General features: G+C 54.2%; 12 protein-coding genes and 1 pseudogene. 12 read left to right on the forward strand and 1 reads right to left on the reverse strand.

The window, feature by feature from the left end; genetic code table 11:
* Window positions 1–138: 138 nt before the first annotated feature.
* Window positions 139–4,200, reverse strand: a complete 4,062-nt coding sequence (locus F0P93_RS29570; protein WP_150881410.1) for a hybrid sensor histidine kinase/response regulator transcription factor — start codon at window positions 4,198–4,200, stop codon at window positions 139–141.
* Window positions 4,201–4,474: 274 nt separating this feature from the next.
* Here F0P93_RS29570 and F0P93_RS29575 point away from each other — a divergent pair, with 274 nt between their 5' ends.
* From F0P93_RS29575 to rhaM, 12 genes and pseudogenes are all read left to right on the forward strand, one after another.
* Window positions 4,475–5,092, forward strand: coding sequence for a TetR/AcrR family transcriptional regulator (locus F0P93_RS29575; protein ID WP_150881411.1), 618 nt, complete (start codon window positions 4,475–4,477; stop codon window positions 5,090–5,092).
* Between the two features lie 69 nt (window positions 5,093–5,161).
* A complete protein-coding gene (locus F0P93_RS29580; protein WP_150881412.1) occupies window positions 5,162–6,427 on the forward strand; it encodes a TolC family protein in 1,266 nt (421 codons plus the stop codon).
* A 20-nt stretch (window positions 6,428–6,447) separates the two neighbouring features.
* The gene (locus tag F0P93_RS29585; protein ID WP_150881413.1) at window positions 6,448–7,377 is read left to right on the forward strand and encodes an HlyD family secretion protein; all 930 of its coding nucleotides are present in this window, start codon (window positions 6,448–6,450) and stop codon (window positions 7,375–7,377) included.
* A gap of 98 nt (window positions 7,378–7,475) precedes the next feature.
* The gene (locus F0P93_RS29590; protein ID WP_150881414.1) at window positions 7,476–8,399 is read left to right on the forward strand and encodes an ABC transporter ATP-binding protein; all 924 of its coding nucleotides are present in this window, start codon (window positions 7,476–7,478) and stop codon (window positions 8,397–8,399) included.
* 5 nt (window positions 8,400–8,404) lie between these two features.
* The gene (locus F0P93_RS29595; protein ID WP_150881415.1) at window positions 8,405–9,139 is read left to right on the forward strand and encodes an ABC transporter ATP-binding protein; all 735 of its coding nucleotides are present in this window, start codon (window positions 8,405–8,407) and stop codon (window positions 9,137–9,139) included.
* A gap of 124 nt (window positions 9,140–9,263) precedes the next feature.
* Window positions 9,264–10,370, forward strand: a complete 1,107-nt coding sequence (locus tag F0P93_RS29600) for an ABC transporter permease (protein WP_150881416.1) — start codon at window positions 9,264–9,266, stop codon at window positions 10,368–10,370.
* Window positions 10,367–11,482, forward strand: a complete 1,116-nt coding sequence (locus tag F0P93_RS29605) for an ABC transporter permease (protein WP_150881417.1) — start codon at window positions 10,367–10,369, stop codon at window positions 11,480–11,482. Before F0P93_RS29600 ends, F0P93_RS29605 begins: the two co-directional genes overlap by 4 nt.
* A gap of 175 nt (window positions 11,483–11,657) precedes the next feature.
* Entirely contained in the window at window positions 11,658–12,977 is a 1,320-nt protein-coding gene (locus F0P93_RS29610) for an MFS transporter (protein ID WP_150881418.1), read from the forward strand.
* A 123-nt stretch (window positions 12,978–13,100) separates the two neighbouring features.
* Window positions 13,101–13,550: pseudogene (locus F0P93_RS31805) on the forward strand (polysaccharide deacetylase family protein); the annotation flags it as partial.
* Between the two features lie 309 nt (window positions 13,551–13,859).
* Entirely contained in the window at window positions 13,860–15,506 is a 1,647-nt protein-coding gene (locus F0P93_RS29620; protein ID WP_225309711.1) for a GH39 family glycosyl hydrolase, read from the forward strand.
* 125 nt (window positions 15,507–15,631) lie between these two features.
* On the forward strand, window positions 15,632–18,451 hold the full coding sequence (locus F0P93_RS29625; protein WP_150881419.1) for a glycosyl hydrolase: 2,820 nt from the start codon (window positions 15,632–15,634) through the stop codon (window positions 18,449–18,451).
* 34 nt (window positions 18,452–18,485) lie between these two features.
* On the forward strand, window positions 18,486–18,800 hold the full coding sequence (rhaM, locus tag F0P93_RS29630; RefSeq protein WP_150881420.1) for an L-rhamnose mutarotase: 315 nt from the start codon (window positions 18,486–18,488) through the stop codon (window positions 18,798–18,800).
* Window positions 18,801–18,808: the final 8 nt, after the last annotated feature.

The following is an 18,808-nucleotide window of genomic DNA, read 5'->3' on the forward strand; positions in this document are numbered from 1 at the left end:
TAGTAAAAAAATGGTGTGGATAGCACACATTATCAACAGGACAAAGGTGCTGTTTTGCTGGCTGTCAGGCTGTCAAATTGGGGACAGATGCTGTCAAATTGGGGACATTTACCCGGAAAAGGCCGAAAAATCACGTCATCAGAGGCTTTTTGTAGGGCTGGTCATGAACTCGGTGGGCGTTTGCTGATACACTTCTTTGAAAACCATGGCGAAGTGAGAAGGGGTGCTAAAACCAACCAGATCGGCCGTCTCAGACACCGTATGCCCCGCCTGGAGCAACCCGGCCGCTTTCCGGATTCGATACTGCCGGATGAGTTCATTGGGCACCCAGGGCGTTAAGCTGACTACTTTCCGGTGAAGCGTACGACGGCTGATGGCGAGTTGATCGGCCAGCCACTCGACACTCAGTTGCGGATCATCGAGTCGCTCATCCATGAGGTCATAAATCCGTTCCAGCAAGGGGTGTGTGACCTCCCCTTCCACCGATGGAGCGGTAGCGCTTGCCAAAAACTGTTGCTGGTAGCGTTCACGAAGTCGTTGCTGGCGGTTGAACAGGTTCTGAAGCCGAAGACGCAGTTCGGCCATGCTGAAGGGCTTGGTCAGGTAATCATCCGCTCCTTCCTGTAGCCCCTGCAGCCGGCTGGGCTGGGCGGCTTTGGCGGTCAGCATCACGACGGCAATATGATCGGTATCCGCATGGCCTTTGATGAGCCGGCTCAATTCATGGCCATCCAGGCGGGGCATCATCACATCCGTCAGAACGATATCGGGCAGTTCCGCCTGGGTTACCTCCCAGCCCTGCTGCCCGTCAACCGCCTGTAAAACCTGATAGGACGCGGTCAGTTCACCCACCAGAAACTCCCTCAACTCCTGATTGTCTTCCACGATCAAAATGCGGGGAGCGATATTTTCCTCCGGTGACGGGCTCGTACCGGAAAGGTGATCAAGTGGTGTCGGTGGGTCGGCAACAGACAACGGCGCACCGGACACCCGGACCCGGGGGTGGTCGACGTTGGTGACCGGGCTGACCGGCAGCATCCAGTTGAAGCGGGTTCCTACCCCTACCTCACTCTCTACGGCAATATGGCCACCCAGTAACTGAATCAATTCGTGAACCAGCGCCAGCCCGAGACCGGTGCCCTCATGGGCGCGGGTCGTGGAGGTGTCGGCCTGATAAAACCGGTCAAAAATGTGCGGAATGTGTTGGGGAGCCATGCCGATGCCCGAATCGACCAGTTGAAAGTGAACCCCCGTCATTTCGTCCGCTACCCAAACGGGCGCGACGGTCAGGCTTATGCTTCCACCCGTTCCGGTAAATTTGAGGGCATTGGCGAGCAGATTCGTCAGGATTTTCTCCCACTTGTCCGCGTCGAAAAGCTGCGCCTGGGCGGGAAAGTGGTCCATCGTATACGTCAAGGTGATGCCTTTTTGCTCGGCGGCCCGCTGGAAAACCGCGACGATGGGGTGGATGAAGTCGGTAACCTGGCCCTGCAGGGGCGAAACCGTCATGTAGTTCCCCTCCAGTTTGGCAATATCCAGCAATTGATTGATCAGCCGCAGGAGCTTTTCGGCATTTTGGTGGATCAGCCGGAGCATCGGACCATCGAACCGGCCTTCCTGGAGCAGTTTCTCCACCGGCGCGATGATCAACGACAGAGGGGTACGAAACTCGTGGGTGATGTTGGAGAAAAAACGGGTTTTCAGCTCATCGATGGCCTTGAACTGCTCAGCCTGCCGACGATTCAGTTCAAGCTCCTGGCGTTGCCGGAACCGGTTGGTAGAAAACCGGATGTACCCCCAGATCGCCCCGGCAATCGCCAGCCCATACAGGCCATACGCCCACCAGCTGGCCCACCACGGCGGGTGGACAATCACTTGAATAGCGGCTTCGTGCGGGCTCCAGAATCCATTGCTGTTGGCGGCTTTTACCCGGAATGTGTACTGGCCCGGTGGCAGGCTGGTAAAATTGACCACGGTGCGGTTTCCGTTCTGAACCCAGTCGGGGTTGATTCCAACGAGTTGGTAGGCATACTGGTTTTGCCGGGGTTGCTCATAGGCCAGAGCCGCAAAAGCGATCGACAAAAAGTTCTCGTCGTGTTGCAGATGAATAACGTTCCCCGTGATTTGCCGGGGTTTGTCCATGACCGTCAGGCCGGTAACATAAACCGGAAAGGGGCGCGTATCATCGCGAATCTGGTCGGGGTCGAACTGGACAATGCCATTCTCACTGCCGAAAATAAGTTGATTTCCGGATCGAAAGACGGCGTTTTGCTTGAAGTTGCTGCTGGGTAAACCATCCGAAACCTGGTAGCTGCGAATGGCTTTGGTACGGGGATCGATCCGGCAAAGGCCGTCGTTGGTGCTTAGCCAGAGATGCCCCGACGCATCCCCGGTGATGCCAACGATGGTGTGGCCGGGGATGCCATCCTGGTGGGTGATCGTCGAAAACAGGCCGGTCTTCGGGTCGAACCGGTTCAAACCGCCCAGGTACGTGCCGATCCAGATTATTCCGTTCGGATCTTCGTAGATGGTTCGAACGTCGTTGCTGCTCAGGTGTCCTTTGGGACCGGCCGAATAGCGGGTTATCTGGCCCGTTTCGGGATTCAGCCGGCACAGGCCCAACCGGTGGATCAGAATCCATACCGCACCGGACTGGCTCACCAGAAGCCCATACACAAACCGGTCGGGGATGCCACCCGGTTTTCCCGGTTGATAGCGGTAATAGGTGTAGCGATGCGTCCGGACATTGAAAGAAGCAAAACCGCCATCGCCCCCAATCCAGACGTCGCCCTGCGGTTTCCCCGCCTTTTGCTGAACCGCAATAAACTGGGCCGGCATTTCCGACGGGTAACCCGTAAACTGTCCGGATGCCTGATCGAAGTGGTATAAACCATCATACGATCCCAGCCAGATGCCGTCCTTGCCGTCGGGTAAGAACGATCTCACCTCGTTGTAGTGGTCTCCCACAGCTCCCAGCTTTTCGGGCGGTATGGGGTCAAGCCGTTGTTGATCGGCGGAAAGTCGATATATTCCGGGTGAATTGTTGAACCAGAGCTGACCGTGCGCATCCTTAAAGACGGCGTATGCTCTGTTTTCGGGTACATGAGCCCTCCGCTCATTGGCCTTTACCTGGTAGGTGGAAAAGGGCTTGGTGTTCACGGCCTGCCGGTCGATTCCGTTATTCGTTCCGATCCAGATCATCCCCGACCGGTCGTGGTAGAGTGCCTGTATGCTGCTGCTGGCCAGGCCTTTGTACCGGTTTGGGTCAGACTCGTACGTAAAGACCTGATCGCTGGCCGGGTTGATTCCCTGCAAGCCTTTGGTGGTTCCGATCCAGATCATCCCGGTGGAATCCCGGTGGATGGTGTTCCGCCACACGAAGGAATGAAGTTCTCCGCGCGGGTTGTAGGGAACCAGGTTCCACGGCTGGCTGCGCAGATCGAGCTTGAACAGACTGTAGCCCGCCAGGGCCGTACCCAGCCAGAGCACATCGTTCTCATCGAGGTAAAACGATTGGAAGGAGGGCTGGGGGCCCTTCAATCCCTGAACCGCCACCGGGGTGAATTTGCCAGTCGGCCGGTCGAAGAGGTACAATCCCTGGTGGGTGGCGACCCAGAAACGTTTTTGGCGGTCTTCAAAAGCCGTGATTACCGGCACCTCGGCAACGGGGGAGGGATAGAGGGTGAAATGGTGCCTGGCCGGGTCATAGCGCGCCAGACCCGCATAGGCACTGATCCAGAGGATGCGCTGGTGGTCGATGAAGATGGAATGCTGGTTATTCCACCGGTTGGCCTGGCTGGCCTGAATGGAATGCGGAATGACGACCCCCGTTTTCCGGTTGATTTCATGCAATCCACCACCCCTTGTAACCGCCCATAGCTGGGTGGAGTCGCCTTCGCACAGGCCCATGATGTAGCCATTCTGAAAGCTGCGGGCTGGCCGGCTGGGATCCGGTTTAAAAACTGTAAAAGAAGAACCGTCGTATTTGTTGAGGCCCTCCCCCGTTCCAAACCACATAAAACCGTCGCGATCCTGGAGAATAGCCGTTATGAAGTCATTGGACAAGCCATCTTCTACCGACAGATGCTCAAATTGATTGGCGATCGGGGGTTTTTCAGGAATTCGGAGGGGTTGATTCGACTGGGCGTAGGAATGCAGGAGCGGTATGACTAAAAGGATGAGCCAGCACGGACGTATCATACAAAAAGTCGACAGTTTAGTCACTCGTAAATACGACTGCAGGGGCCGTATAGCTTATGATCTTATCTTTATACTTCAAATATAGTTCACTTGCCTCAAGCGACAACCGATTGGACCGGTTATTACACGAACGGAGACACCCGGCGGTTTTTCAGTGTTAACCAAAAATTTTCTCTGATCATCTCTGATGTCCTCTGATCACCTCTGTGTCACAACTAAAAATAGTTATTAAAAAAGTTTTTAATAAACCGATTATGTCCTTACCTTTGTGCCGATGAAACCGAAACAGACCGAGCAGAACACGGAGCAGAAGATCAAGGAAGCCGCCAAGAAGGTATTTCTGGAACGCGGATTCGACGGGGCGAAGCTGCGTCACATTGCCGAGGAGTCCGGCACGACCATGGCGATGGTGAATTATTATTTTCGGGGGAAGGAGCAGCTTTTTCAGAGCATTTTCATGGAAACGATGGGTTCGTTCTTAGGCAGAGTCGTGTCCATCCTGAATGAAGAAGTGCCACTGGAAATAAAAATCTGGAAAGTGGTCGATAACTACACGGATTTCCTGTGTGCGAATCCCCATGTGCCGGTTTTCATACTATCTGAATTACAGAAAGATAGCAGCGAAATTTTCGAAAAGCTCAAGGCGAAAGACATTATTCAATCATCTAGTTTTGTCAGGCAGTTGCAGATGGAAGGGGAGAAAGGGACCATTCGGAACGTAAAACCACTGCAGTTAATCGTCAGTCTGTTGGGGAGTCTGGTATTTCCGTTTATGGCAAAACCGATTGTACTCTACATCGGCAGTATGGACGATACCGCCTATAAAGCTTTCCTGGAAGAACGGAAAGTGATCGTCTTTGAAACGATTATGGCGTACCTGAAACCCGACTGATTTTTTTTGGTATTTTATTAAAAATATTTTTAGAAAAATAATTTAGAATGAATTTTTAAACTGATTTTTATGAAATCGATCTCCACACTTTTCCTGGGACTGCTGCTGACGGGTTCGGTTCGAGCGCAGTCGGTGGTGACGCTGGCACAAGGCTATGCCGCTGCCCTGGGCAATGACCCATTGAGCCGCCAACGCGAACTGGTGCAGCAAACCGGTGATCTGACCGTAGCCAATCTGGACAAAAACCGGCGACTGCCGCAGGTGGGTGTCAACGGGCAGGCAAGCTGGCAATCGGAAGTGACTAAACTGCCCATCGAATTGCCGAACGCAATGATTCCGCAACTCAGCAAGGATCAGTACAAGCTGACGGCGGATGTGAGTTACACCTTGTTCGACGGCCAGCAGACGACGCTCCAGAAACAGGTGCAACGGGCCAGTACGGCGGTGAGTTTGCAGCAGGTAGCCGTCGACCAAAACCGGTTGAAAGAGCAGGTCAACGCCTATTTCCTGAACAGTCTATTAACCGACGAAAACACCCGCCTGACCCGAAACCGCCTGGCAGAATTGCAAAACCGCATTGTAAAAGCCGAAGCGGGCGTAAAGTATGGAACGGTTGCCACGATGAACGTCGATGTGTTACGCGCCGAAGTGCTGAACGCCGAACAGCAACTGGCCCAGTTGGCGGCCACCCGCCGGGGCCTGCGCGATCAACTTGCCATGCTGACCGGTATAACGATTACCGACAGCACGCGGCTGGTGGTGGACGAAGCGCCAACCGTTCCGGTAAATCTGTCGCTGAACCGCCCGGAGCAAAAACTTTTTGAGTCGCAACGGACGCTGCTCGATGCGCAACTGCGGCTGATGAACAACCGCCTGCAACCCCGGCTGAGCGCGTTTGCCCAGGGCGGGGCGGGCCGACCGGCACTGAACTTCCTCAACAACGACTTTCGGGGCTTTTTTATCGGGGGCATCCGGTTGAGCTGGAACCTGTCGTCGGCCTATACGCTTCACAACGACCGGACGGTTTTGGCCCTCAACCGGGAGCAGATCGGCGTTCAGCAGAAGGTGTTCGACCGGAATCTGTCGCTGCAACTTCGGCAGCAGCAAACCGAGATCGACCGCATCGGCGCCCTGCTGGAGAAAGACCTAGAGATCAGTTTGCTACGATCGAAAATTCGGCAAACCGCCAGCGTTCAACTTGACAATGGAACGATTGCCGCCCGCGATTACGCGTCCGAACTCAACGCCGAAAGCCTGGCACTGTTGAACCAGAAAACCCACGAATTACAACTGTTGTTGGCGAAAATCCAGTACCGAACGCTGACCGGAAATTAACACCATAGACCAGCTACTCCATGAAATCCATTCTGATTCCTTCCGTCTTTCTAATCGGCCTGATGGCCTGCGAAACCGAGCCGCAATCAGACGCGTACGGCAATTTTGAAGCCGTCGAAACCATCGTCTCCGCCGAGGCCACCGGCGCATTGCAACACTTGTCGGTGGAGGAAGGCCAGACGCTGAAAGCTGGACAAACCGTCGGGCAGATCGACCCGCTGCAACTCCAGCTTCGGAAAGCGCAGTTGCTGGCCAGTCGGCGGGCGGTTTCCAGTCGCTCCCCGAACATTCCGGCGCAACTTTCGCCTTTTGAACAGCAAATTGCCGTTCAGCAACAGCAACTGAAGACGCTCCGGCGCGAGAAAGTCCGCACCCAGAACCTGATTGCCGCCGGAGCGTCCCCGACGAAACAACTGGACGACATCGTTGCCCAGATCGACCTCATCGAGCGACAGATTGCCTTGATTCGCCAGCAACGGGCGGCCCAGCAGTCTGCCCTGACGACCCAGCGGAGCGGAACGCTGTCGGAGGAAGCCCCTTTGGAAGAACAAATCCGGCAGATTGACGACCAGATCAAAAAAGCAACGATTGTGAACCCGTCGGCAGGTACGGTCACCGTCAAGTTGGCCGAAACCGGCGAGGTAGCCACGTACGGCAAACCGCTGTATAAAGTGGCTGACCTGGACCAGATCACGCTCCGGGCTTACATCAGTGGCGACCAACTCGTGCGGGTCAAAACCGGTCAGCCGGTGAAGGTGCTGGTTGATGCACCGAACGATCAGTTCAAAGAATACGCCGGAACCGTGACCTGGATTTCGAGCAAAGCCGAGTTTACGCCCAAGGTGATCCAGACCAAAGACGAACGCGTCAATCTGGTGTACGCCCTGAAAGTGAAGGTGAAAAATGACGGCGGACTGAAGATCGGGATGCCGGGGGAGATTCGGTTATGAGGTTGGTTTACAGTTTTCGGTAGCTGACGCATTCTTCGCTGTTACAGAAATTCTAACGCGTCAGCCACCGAAAACCGAAAACCATAAACAGTCAAATCATGGACGCAATCAGCATTGAAAACATCTCGAAATCGTACGGCGACATACCAGCGGTTTCTGACATCTCCCTGTCGATCCGGCCGGGCGAGTTGTTCGGGCTGATCGGGCCGGATGGAGCCGGGAAAACCACCCTTTTCAAGATTCTGGTGACGTTGTTGCTGCCCGACCAGGGCCGGGCAACGGTGGCGGGATACGATGTGGTGAAAGACTATAAAGCGTTGCGGCAACTGGTGGGGTATATGCCGGGGCGGTTTTCGTTGTATCCCGACTTAAGTGTCCAGGAAAATCTGGCGTTTTTTGCGACGGTTTTCGGAACCACCATCCGGGAAAACTATCCCCTGATTCAGGAGATTTATTCGCAACTGGAACCGTTCAAAGACCGTCGGGCCGGGCAACTGTCCGGGGGGATGAAACAGAAACTGGCCCTGTGTTGTGCCCTGATTCACAAGCCCGAAGTGCTGTTTCTGGACGAACCGACCACCGGTGTCGATGCGGTTTCCCGCAAGGAATTCTGGGATATGCTCCGTAAACTCAACGAACGCGGACTGACCACGCTGGTCTCCACGCCCTACATGGACGAAGCCAGCCGCTGCGACCGGGTGGCCTTCATGCAAACCGGAACGGTGCTGGCGGTCGATACGCCGTCGGCGATTACGAACCGGTTTACGAAACCGTTGTTTGCCGTTCGGGCCGCCGATACCTACCAACTCATTCACGATCTGCGGCTGGCTCCCTTTACAGAATCGTGCTACGCGTTTGGCGAATTTTTGCACCTAGCGGTGAAAACAGCCGTCGTGTCTGACCGGCAAATCGGCTCGTATTTGCTGGACCATAACCATCGAAACATTGAAATCCATCCCATTCAACCGGGCATCGAAGACACCTTTATGGCGTTGATGACCCAACCGCAACCAACGGCCTGACGATTATGGAAAACGCAGTTCATACCCACCAACTGACCAAAAAGTTCGGCAGTTTCATTGCCACGGATGCCATTACGTTCGACGTGGCGCAGGGCGAAATTTTTGGCTTTCTGGGCGCAAATGGAGCTGGGAAAACCACGGCGATGCGGATGCTCTGCGGTTTGTTGAAACCATCGTCGGGCGAAGCTACCGTAGCCGGTTTTGATGTCTATCGCCAGTCTGAAAAGATCAAGCAAAACATCGGCTACATGAGTCAGCGGTTTTCACTCTACGAAGATTTGACGGTTCGCGAAAACATCCGGTTTTACGGCGGCATTTACGGCCTGCGCCGGGCGGACATTCCGGTAAAAACCGACCAGATTTTGCGGAAACTGGGCATCGAAACCGTTGCCGATTCGCTCGTGGCGTCGCTGCCGCTGGGCTGGAAGCAGAAACTGGCGTTTTCGGTAGCGCTGATTCACGAACCGAAAATTGTGTTTCTGGACGAACCGACCGGTGGGGTCGATCCCATCACCCGCCGACAGTTCTGGGATTTGATCTACGAAGCCGCCCACGGTGGAACGACGGTTTTTGTCACCACGCACTACATGGACGAAGCCGAGTATTGCAACCGCGTGTCGATCATGGTGGATGGGAAAATGAAAGCCCTCGACACTCCGGCAGGTCTAAAAACCGCCTACAACGTGGATTCAATGGATGCGGTTTTCCAGATTTTAGCCAGAGGAACGTCAACGAAATGAGGGTTTACGGTTTACGGTTTTCGGTGGCTGACGCATTCTTTCTGGCGCGTTAGAAACCGTCGATATTTAGCCTGCGTCAGCCACCGAAAACCGTATACCGAAAACTGAAAACACAACGTCACTTATGAACCGCTTCACTGCTTTTGTCAAAAAAGAATTCTTCCACATCCTGCGCGACCGGCGGACGCTGCTGATCCTGTTCGGGTTGCCGCTGGTGCAGGTGTTGTTGTTTGGGTTTGCACTCACGAACGAAATCAAAAATGCTAAGATTGCGATTCTCGACAACGACAAAAGTCCGCATTCGCAGCAGATTACCAACAAGTTACTGGCTTCCGGGTATTTTCAGTTGCGGGAAAACCTGCGCTCAAACGACGACATCGAACGGGCGTTCCGGAAAGGGACGATCAAACTGGCGGTGGTTTTTCCGGCCGGTTTGACGGAAAACTACGAACACGGTCGCAGCACCCAAATTCAATTGCTGGCCGACGCCACCGAGCAAAATACCGCCATTAGCCTAACCAATTATGCTACGGCGATCATCCGCGATTACACCACGGACCTCAACCCGACCGTTCAGCCGCCGTTGACCATCGACATTCGCAGCCGCATGGTGTTCAACTCCGAACTGAAGGGCGCGTTCGTGTTTGTGCCGGGCGTGATGGCGATGGTTTTGCTGCTGGTGTCGGCCCTGATGACCTCCGTTACCATTGCCCGCGAACGTGAAACCGGCACGCTCGAAGTGCTGATGGTATCGCCACTGAGTCAGGGGCAGATTTTGCTGGGGAAGGTTGTGCCGTATCTGTTGTTATCATTTCTGAACGGCTGCATCATCATCGCACTCGGCGTGTTTGTCCTGAACGTCCCGCTGAATGGCAGTCTTTTGCTGCTATTGTCCGAAACATTGCTGTTCATCTTTCTGTCGTTATCGATCGGTATTTTCATCTCGTCGATCGTTGACACCCAGTTGGTTGCCATGTTTGCGTCGCTGATGGCGCTGTTGCTGCCGACCATTTTTCTGTCAGGCTTTATGTTTCCGATCGAAAGCATGCCCAAACCGCTTCAGATTGTTTCCAACCTCATTCCGGCAAAATATTTCATCAACATCGTGAAAGGAATCATGATCAAAGGTGCCGGTTTGCGGTATCTCTGGCAACCCACGCTGGTGCTGATCGGAATGTCGATTGTATTCATGGGCCTGAGCTTACGTAACTTAAAAACCCGCCTGTCATGAACCGGATTTGGTATATGGTTGAAAAGGAAATCCGCCAGCTTCGCCGGAATCCGGTGTTGCTCCGGATCATGATTCTGGCCCCGATCATGCAGTTGATTCTGCTGTCGTACGCGGCCAATTACGAGGTGAAAAATCTGAATATCGCCGTGGTCGACGGCGATCATACGACGTATTCGCAGCGGCTCGTCGGCAAATTCCGGCACCTCGATAACTTTAAGCTGACCGGTTATTTACCATCGGACAAACAGGCCCGGCAAACGCTGCTGGCGGGTGATGCCGACCTGGTTCTGGTGATTCCACCCCATTTTGAGCGCGATCTGGAAAAGGCGGGAAGCACCGCCGTCCAGTTGCTGGTCAACGCCATCGACGGTTCCAAAGCTGGCATTGCCAACGGCTACGCGACGGCCATCATCCGGGATTTTAGCACTGATATTCTGGCTGAAACCCGGGCGGTTTCGCCGGGTGTGGTGCCGCAATTAGCCATTGAAAATCAGTACTGGTACAACCCGAAACTGGAATACAAAACGTTCATGGTGCCGGGCGTTCTGTTCGAACTCCTGCTGCTGGTGGGCGGGTTGGTGTCGGCCCTCAACATCGTGCGGGAAAAGGAAATCGGGACGATGGAACAGTTGAACGTAACGCCCATCCGCAAACACGAATTTATTCTGGGAAAATCGATTCCGTTCGTGATCGTCGGGCTGGGGTTATTCACGGTCGGTTTGCTGCTGGGGCGGTTTTTATTTCAGATCCGGATCGAAGGCAGCGTGGCATTGATGTACGTTTTTGCCCTCCTCTTTCTGATTTTGTGTGTGGGGCTGGGCCTGCTGATTTCCACCCTGGCCGAGAACCAGCAACAGGCGCTGTTTGTCTCGTTTTTCCTGCTGGTCCTCTTCATTCTCCTGAGCGGTTTGTTTGCGTCGACCGAGAATATGCCGGTCTGGGCGCAGTGGCTCAATTGGCTTAACCCGCTGAAATACATCATTGAAGTGGGCCGGAACGTCATGCTGAAAGGCAGCACCTTCGCCGATGTCAGCCGTCAGTTTTTCGTGCTGGGCGGCATGGCCGTCGGACTGTTGCTGCTGGCGTCGTGGCGGTATCGGAAAACGGTGTGAGAAGTTTGAGTTGTTTCGCGGAGATGAGCGGAGAAAAAAAGAGTTACGCAGAGGTTTTTAAATAAACTCCGCTAAACTCTTCTTTTCTCCGCTCATCTCCGCGAAACAACTTTTAAACTAAGGTAGATAAGCTATACCATCTGCTTTCTATAGCTGAATATTACTCTTTTTTCTCATGAATAAAGCCATTGGAAGGTACCGCTGGACGATTTGTGCTCTGGTGTTTTTTGCAACGACGATTAATTACCTGGATCGGGTTGTCATCAGTTTGCTGAAAGGCGACCTGGAAAAAGATTTTAACTGGTCGGAATCAGACTACGCAGATTTGGTGGTGGTTTTCCAGCTCGCCTACGCCTTTGGGATGCTGGGCGCAGGAAGCCTGATCGATAAATTCGGAACCAAAATAGGCTATACCATTTCGCTGACCGCCTGGAGTATTGTGGGGGTGTTAACGGCTTTTGCCAAAACAACCTTCGGCTTTGGCATTGCCCGGGCCGGTTTGGGATTGAGTGAATCCGGCAACTTCCCGGCGGCTGTCAAAACGATTGCCGAGTGGTTTCCCAAAAAAGAACGCGCGCTGGCCACCGGTATTTTCAACTCCGGTACCAACGTCGGGGCCATCCTGGCGCCCCTTTCCGTGCCGTTCATCGCCGAATTCTGGGGCTGGCAATGGGCCTTCATCATTACCGGTGCGATTGGGTTTCTGTGGTTGATCCTGTGGATTACCATATACGATACGCCCGCGAAGCACAAGAAAGTCAGCCCGGAAGAACTGGCTTACATCAACAGCGATCAGGATGAGCAAACGGAAGATCAAACTTCGACCGAAAAAGTCTCCTGGTTTAAACTCCTGACGTTCCGCCAGACCTGGGCATTCGTGATCGGGAAAATGCTCACCGATCCCATCTGGTGGTTTTATCTGTTCTGGTTGCCCGCCTTCCTGAAAGCGGAGTACGGACTGGAAGGCAGTGCGGCTTCGCTGCCGGTCGCCGTGGTCTACACGATTGCCAGTGTTGGCAGTATTTTTGGCGGCTGGTTGCCCCTGAATCTGATTAAAAAAGGGTTTCCGGTGTTCCGGGCGCGGAAAACGTCCATGTTCATTTATGCGCTTTGTGCCATTCCGGCGGTTTTTATTCAGTATCTGGGAAGCATGGGACTTTGGCTGGCGGTTTTGAGCATCGGGTTTGCTACCTCGGCCCACCAGGCCTGGAGTGCCAACATTTTCACGACGGTTTCGGACATGTTTCCTAAAAAAGCCGTGGCCTCTGTCATTGGGATTGGCGGCATGGCGGGTGGACTTGGTGGGATGGCTTTTTCGAAACTGGCGGGAAAACTGTTCGACCATTACAAGGCACTCGGGCACCTCGAAACGGGCTATTACATCATGTTCCTGATCTGCGGGTTTGGGTATCTGCTGGCCTGGCTGGTCATGCACCTGCTGGTTCCGCGCTACAAACTGATCGAACTCTCCAGTTCAAGTGCGCCGGTAGCCTGATGGTTTACGGTATTCGGTTTACGGTGGCTGACGCATGCTGGCTCAAGAAGCCTAATGCGTCAGCCACCGTAAACCGAATACCGTAAACTGAAAACCGAACCAACCCTCTCTCCTTGTTTTCAGATGAACCGAATCGGTATTGTCATTTTTCTGATTATCAGTTTCTTGACTGGCGTTAACGCGCAGATTGTTCGGAAACCGATTCCGGATAAACTGGTGGTTTTGACGTTTGACGATGCTCCCGTTACCCACGCAACGGTGGTGGCTCCGCTGTTGAAGAAATACGGTTTTGGCGGCACGTTCTACGTCTGTGAATTCCCGCCCGACTTTGCCGACAAGCAGAAATACATGAGCTGGGAGCAGATGCGGGAGCTGGATCGCATGGGGTTCGAAATTGCCAATCATACGCTGACGCACAGCAATGTGGCGAAACTCTCCAAAGCGCAGTTTACCGCCCAACTGGATTCCCTCGAAGCGCGTTGCAAAACGTATGGCATCGACCGGCCCCTGACCACGTTTGCGTATCCCGGCTACGGCACCAACCCGCTTGCCTTTGAGGTTCTGAAAGAAAAAAACTACCAGTTTGCGCGGGTTGGCGGGGCGCGGGCCTATGATCCGACAACCGATTATCCGTACCTGATTCCGAGTTTCAGCACCACCGAACCCAATAATTTCGACAAGGAGCGGATTTTCAAGGCCTTTCAGGAAGCAAAAAACGGCAAGGTTGTCGTGCTGACGATCCATGGTGTTCCCGACTACGCGCACGACTGGGTGACGACGCCCCCGGCTATTTTTGAAGCCTACCTGAAATACCTGCACGACAACAATTACAAGGTCATTGCGCTGCGGGATCTGGCGCAATACGTCGATTACAAAGAAGCGCTGCGGGTCATTCCGACGCCCCCGCCCCCGGTTTCGATTCAGGTGGATCTGAATAAGAAAAAAGGCAAAATGGAACCCGTCTGGGCGTGGTTTGGTTACGACGAGCCGAATTACACGTACATGAAAGACGGCAAAAAACTGCTGTCGGAACTGGCCGAACTGAGTCCGGTTCCGGTGTATGTCCGCGCGCACAGTCTTCTGGTGACCGGCGACGGAAAACCGGCTCTGAAATGGGGTTCGACCAACGCCTACACGGAAGACGCCAAAGGGAAACCGGTGTATGACTGGACGATTGTCGACAGGATTTTCGATACGTACGTCGAGCGGAAGATGAAACCGATGGCGCAGATGGGGTTCATGCCGGAAGCGTTATCCTCCAAACCGCAACCGTATGGGCATGACTGGCAACCCGGACAACCCTACGACAAGATTTACACCGGCTGGCGGTATCCACCGAAAGATTACCGGAAATGGGGCGAATTGATCTACCAGTGGGTCCGGCATTCGGTGAAGCGATACGGCAAAAAAGAGGTCGAAAGCTGGTATTGGGAACTCTGGAACGAACCCGATAGTCCGTATTGGGGCGGCACGGTCGATGAATACAACAAACTGTATGACTATTCCGTAGACGCCGTTCGGCGGGCCTTGCCGACGGCCAAAGTCGGTGGGCCGCACGTGACGGGGCCGCAGGGGAAACGGGGTGCGACTTTCCTGAAAGCGTTTCTGGAACACTGCCGGAGCGGGAAAAATTACGTCACCGGCAAAACCGGCACTCCCCTCGATTTTGTAGCTTTCCACGCCAAAGGGTCGCCCAAACTGGTCGACGGACACGTTCGAATGAATCTGGGAACCCAACTGCGCGACATTTCCAGCGGTTTTCAGATCGTGGCCTCGTATCCTGAATTCAGCAAACTCCCGATCATCATTGGCGAGTCGGACCCGGAAGGCTGTGCGGCCTGCGGGATGCAGACCAACCCGGAGAACGCCTACCGCAACGGTACGATGTATTCGAGCTACACGGCAGCCGCGTTTGCCCGGAAATACGAACTGGCGGATGCGCACCAGGTGAATTTCAAAGGCGCGGTTTCGTGGTCGTTTGAATTTGAAAACCAGCCCTGGTTCTACGGTTTTCGCGATCTGGCGACCAATGGCGTCGATAAACCGGTTTTGAACGTGTTTCGGATGTACGGCATGATGCGCGGAAACCGGGTAGAGGTTAGCGGTAACCTGGCCTACCACACGATGGCAATTCGTGACTCCAGCGTTCGGCGGGCTGAACCGGACGTCAACGCCCTGGCAACCCGCGACACGGCTTCGAACACGGCGGCTGTGTTGGTTTGGAACTACCACGACGACAACGTCCCTGCGGCCGCTTCGCCGGTCGATCTGGCTATCAAGGGGGTACCGACCCAACAGGTGACGGTGACGCAGTACCGGATCGACGAAAACCACAGCAATTCCTATGCGGTCTGGCTAAAAATGGGTTCTCCAAAGCAACCGTCGGCAGAACAGATTGCAACGCTGGAAAAAGCCGGGAAGTTGGCCCAATTCGAAGCACCGGCGCAGGTGGCGGTTACCAACGGCACCGTCCGGCTGAAAACCGACCTGCCACGGCAGGGTGTTTCGTTGTATAAACTGACGTGGTAAAGAGAAATTGAAGTTATTTCGCGGAGTTGAGCGGAGGAAGAGGAGCTAAGCGGAGAGAATTAATTATAATCTCCGCTTAGCTCCTCTTCCTCCGCTCAACTCCGCGAAATAATCCTTTAAAACACATGAAAAAATTACTTTTTTTACTTCTCCTCAGCAATGCTCTCCTTGCCCAACCGCGTTGGCCAGCCGTTACGCAGCAGGCCAAACCCTGGACCCGCTGGTGGTGGATGGGGAGCGCGGTGAATCCGAAAGACCTGACGAGCCTGATGACCCAATACCAGAAAGCCGGTTTGGGCGGAGTCGAAATTACCCCCATTTACGGGGTCCAGGGATCGGAAAAACAATTCATCGACTTTCTGTCGCCGAAGTGGATGTCGATGCTGGATCATACCCTGAAAGAAGCGAATCGGATCGGCCTGGGAGTTGATCTGGCGCAGGCGTCGGGCTGGCCGTTTGGCGGTCCGTGGGTGAGCCCGGAAGATGCCTGTAAGTACGTCGTTCACAAGACGTTCACGCTGAAAAGTGGCGAAACCCTCACTGAGCCCGTTACGTACATCCAGAAGCCGATCATGCGGACGGTGGGCGAGAAAATTGACATCAAAGAAGTAGTCGAACCGATTGCAAAAAATCCAAACCTGCAACGTCATGCGTTCGATCAGGTGCGGTTTGAAAAACCGTTGCCGCTGGTTGCGATGATGGCGTATTCGGACAACGGCCGGGTCATCAACCTGACCACGAGCGTCGACAGTACGGGGAAACTGAACTGGACGGCACCGGAGGGTACCTGGATTCTGTATGCGGTTTTTCAGGGCTGGCACGGCAAGATGGTGGAGCGGGCCGGACCGGGGGGCGAGGGTGACGTGATCGATCACTTTTCCAAAACCGCCACGCAGAATTACCTCAAGAAATTTGATACGGCTTTTAAAGGCCACGACCTGAAAAACCTCCGGGCGTTTTTCAACGATTCCTATGAAGTGGACGACGCCCAGGGCGAAAGCAACTGGACCCCGGCCTTGTTCAATGAGTTTGTGAAACGGCGCGGCTACGACCTGCGGCACCAACTGGTGTCCTTCTTTGCAAAAGGGAAAAATGACCGTTACCAGCGCGTGCTGACCGATTACCGGGAAACCATTTCGGAACTGCTGCTCGAAAATTACACAAAAACCTGGAGCGATTGGGCCAAAGGGAAAGGCAAAATCATCCGGAACCAGGCGCACGGTTCGCCCGCAAACATTCTGGACTTGTATGCCATCACCGACATTCCCGAAATCGAAGGCACGGAAATGCTGCGCATCAAATTTGCGTCGTCGGCGGCTAACGTGACGGGCAAAAAGCTGACCTCGTCGGAGTCGGCGACCTGGGATAACGAACATTTCCTGTCGAAACTCAGCGACATTAAAAAGGATATGGACCGGTTTCTGCTCGGCGGGGTGAACCACACCTTTTATCACGGCACCAACTATTCCCCGCAGGAAGCTGCCTGGCCCGGCTGGCTGTTTTATGCCGCCGTACATTTCAATCCGAACAATTCCTTCTGGGCTGATTTTGGGAAGCTGAACCAGTATGTGGCTCGTTGCCAGTCGTTTCTGCAAGCCGGAAAGCCCAACAACGACGTGCTGGTGTACCTGCCGATCTACGATGCCTTTGCCCGCCCTGCCCGGGAACTGCTGCAACATTTCGACGGCATTGAACACGGTTTCAAAGGCTTGCCGGTGGAGAAACACGCCGAGGCACTCTTGAAAAAAGGCTACAGTTTTGACTTTATATCGGACAAACAACTGATGAAGGTAACGGCCATTGGCGGGAAATTGCAAACCGGGGGCGTAACGTACCAGACGATTCTGGTACCCGAAGCGCAACTGATTCCGCTGGAAACGCTGCAGCAGTTGATGAAGCTGGCCCAAAGTGGCGCAAAGGTGGTTTTTGCCAACGAACTGCCGCAGGATGTTCCCGGTTGGGGCAAACTGGCTCTTCGCCAGAACGCGTTCAATGCGCTGATTACGTCGATTAACTTTGAAGACGCTGAGGATGGCTTGCAGAAAGCGCGGGTCGGGAAAGGCGCATTCTGGGTGGCCAATGATCTGGAAGCTATGCTGACGGCTGCGGGCGTCAAGCGGGAGAAAATGGTCGATACCGGGCTTCAGGTGGTGCGCCGGAGCCATGCCAATGGCAACTATTATTTCATTGCCAACTGGGGCAATAAGGCCGTAGACGGTTGGGTGCCAATCAGCGTGGCTGCGAAGTCGGTAGCGTTGTATAACCCGATGACGGAGAAGCTGGGCCTGGCCCGGTTTCGGACCGCCGGCGGGGTTGGGGAGGTATATCTGCAACTGGCGCCCGGCGAGTCCTGCATTCTGGAAACGTCGCGGACGGCGGTCAGCGGTCCGGCGTATGCGTATCTGAAACCGGCGGCAACCGGGACTGAAATCAAGGGAACCTGGGCAATCAACTTCGTTGAGGGAGGGCCACAATTGCCCACCAAAAAAGAAACTGCCCAACTGGCTTCATGGACGGAACTGGAGGGCGATGATGTGAAAAAGTTTTCGGGAACCGCTACCTACACGATTTCTTTTCCGAAACCGGAAGGAACCGGGGACGGCTGGCTGCTCGATCTGGGAAAAGTAGCCGAAAGTGCTCGTGTTCAGTTGAATGGCAAAGAAATCGGAACCTTGATCGGGCCGACGTATCAGGTTTTTATTCCCAAAGACCAACTGAAACCGACCAATATGCTGACGGTTTTTGTGTCGAACAGCATGGCGAACCGGATTGCTGACATGGACCGGGAACACATCAACTGGAAGAAATTTTACAACATCAACATGTCGGCCCGGCTGCGCGAAAACCGGGGGGCGGATGGAAATTTTACCGCCGAAAAATGGAAGCCGTTGGCGTCCGGACTGCTTGGACCGGTGACGTTGACGCCCGTTGTTTCCGGGAAATAAAAACGGTTAAAACGACTTTTGACCCAGAATTCATATGCAGGAAATCGCTTTTACCATGAAACTCAAACCCGGCGTAGAGGCTGAATACCAGCGCCGTCACGACGAAATCTGGCCGGAATTGTCGCAGGCGCTCACGGAAGCCGGTATCCGGGATTATTCCATTTTCCTCGACCGCTCAAGCGGGATTCTGTTTGGCGTGCAAAAACGGGAGGAAAACCATACCGCCGACCAATTGCCGACGCTGCCGGTGATGAAACGCTGGTGGGCATACATGGCCGAACTGATGGACACCAATCCGGATCAGTCGCCGGTCGCGATTCCATTGGAGCGCGTTTTTCATATGGATTAAACCAAATT

It is taken from the genome of Larkinella humicola, from assembly GCF_008727875.1.
Classification (GTDB): domain Bacteria; phylum Bacteroidota; class Bacteroidia; order Cytophagales; family Spirosomataceae; genus Larkinella; species Larkinella humicola.

What these genes read in the sequence shown, in the direction of transcription:
- F0P93_RS29610 (WP_150881418.1), top strand. Translation starts at nt 11,658, where the DNA reads ATGAATAAAGCCATTGGAAGGTACCGCTGGACGATTTGTGCTCTGGTG.
- F0P93_RS29570 (WP_150881410.1), bottom strand. Translation starts at nt 4,200, where the DNA reads ATGATACGTCCGTGCTGGCTCATCCTTTTAGTCATACCGCTCCTGCAT.
- F0P93_RS29580 (WP_150881412.1), top strand. Translation starts at nt 5,162, where the DNA reads ATGAAATCGATCTCCACACTTTTCCTGGGACTGCTGCTGACGGGTTCG.
- rhaM (WP_150881420.1), top strand. Translation starts at nt 18,486, where the DNA reads ATGCAGGAAATCGCTTTTACCATGAAACTCAAACCCGGCGTAGAGGCT.
- F0P93_RS29575 (WP_150881411.1), top strand. Translation starts at nt 4,475, where the DNA reads ATGAAACCGAAACAGACCGAGCAGAACACGGAGCAGAAGATCAAGGAA.
- F0P93_RS29605 (WP_150881417.1), top strand. Translation starts at nt 10,367, where the DNA reads ATGAACCGGATTTGGTATATGGTTGAAAAGGAAATCCGCCAGCTTCGC.
- F0P93_RS29590 (WP_150881414.1), top strand. Translation starts at nt 7,476, where the DNA reads ATGGACGCAATCAGCATTGAAAACATCTCGAAATCGTACGGCGACATA.
- F0P93_RS29600 (WP_150881416.1), top strand. Translation starts at nt 9,264, where the DNA reads ATGAACCGCTTCACTGCTTTTGTCAAAAAAGAATTCTTCCACATCCTG.
- F0P93_RS29595 (WP_150881415.1), top strand. Translation starts at nt 8,405, where the DNA reads ATGGAAAACGCAGTTCATACCCACCAACTGACCAAAAAGTTCGGCAGT.
- F0P93_RS29625 (WP_150881419.1), top strand. Translation starts at nt 15,632, where the DNA reads ATGAAAAAATTACTTTTTTTACTTCTCCTCAGCAATGCTCTCCTTGCC.
- F0P93_RS29585 (WP_150881413.1), top strand. Translation starts at nt 6,448, where the DNA reads ATGAAATCCATTCTGATTCCTTCCGTCTTTCTAATCGGCCTGATGGCC.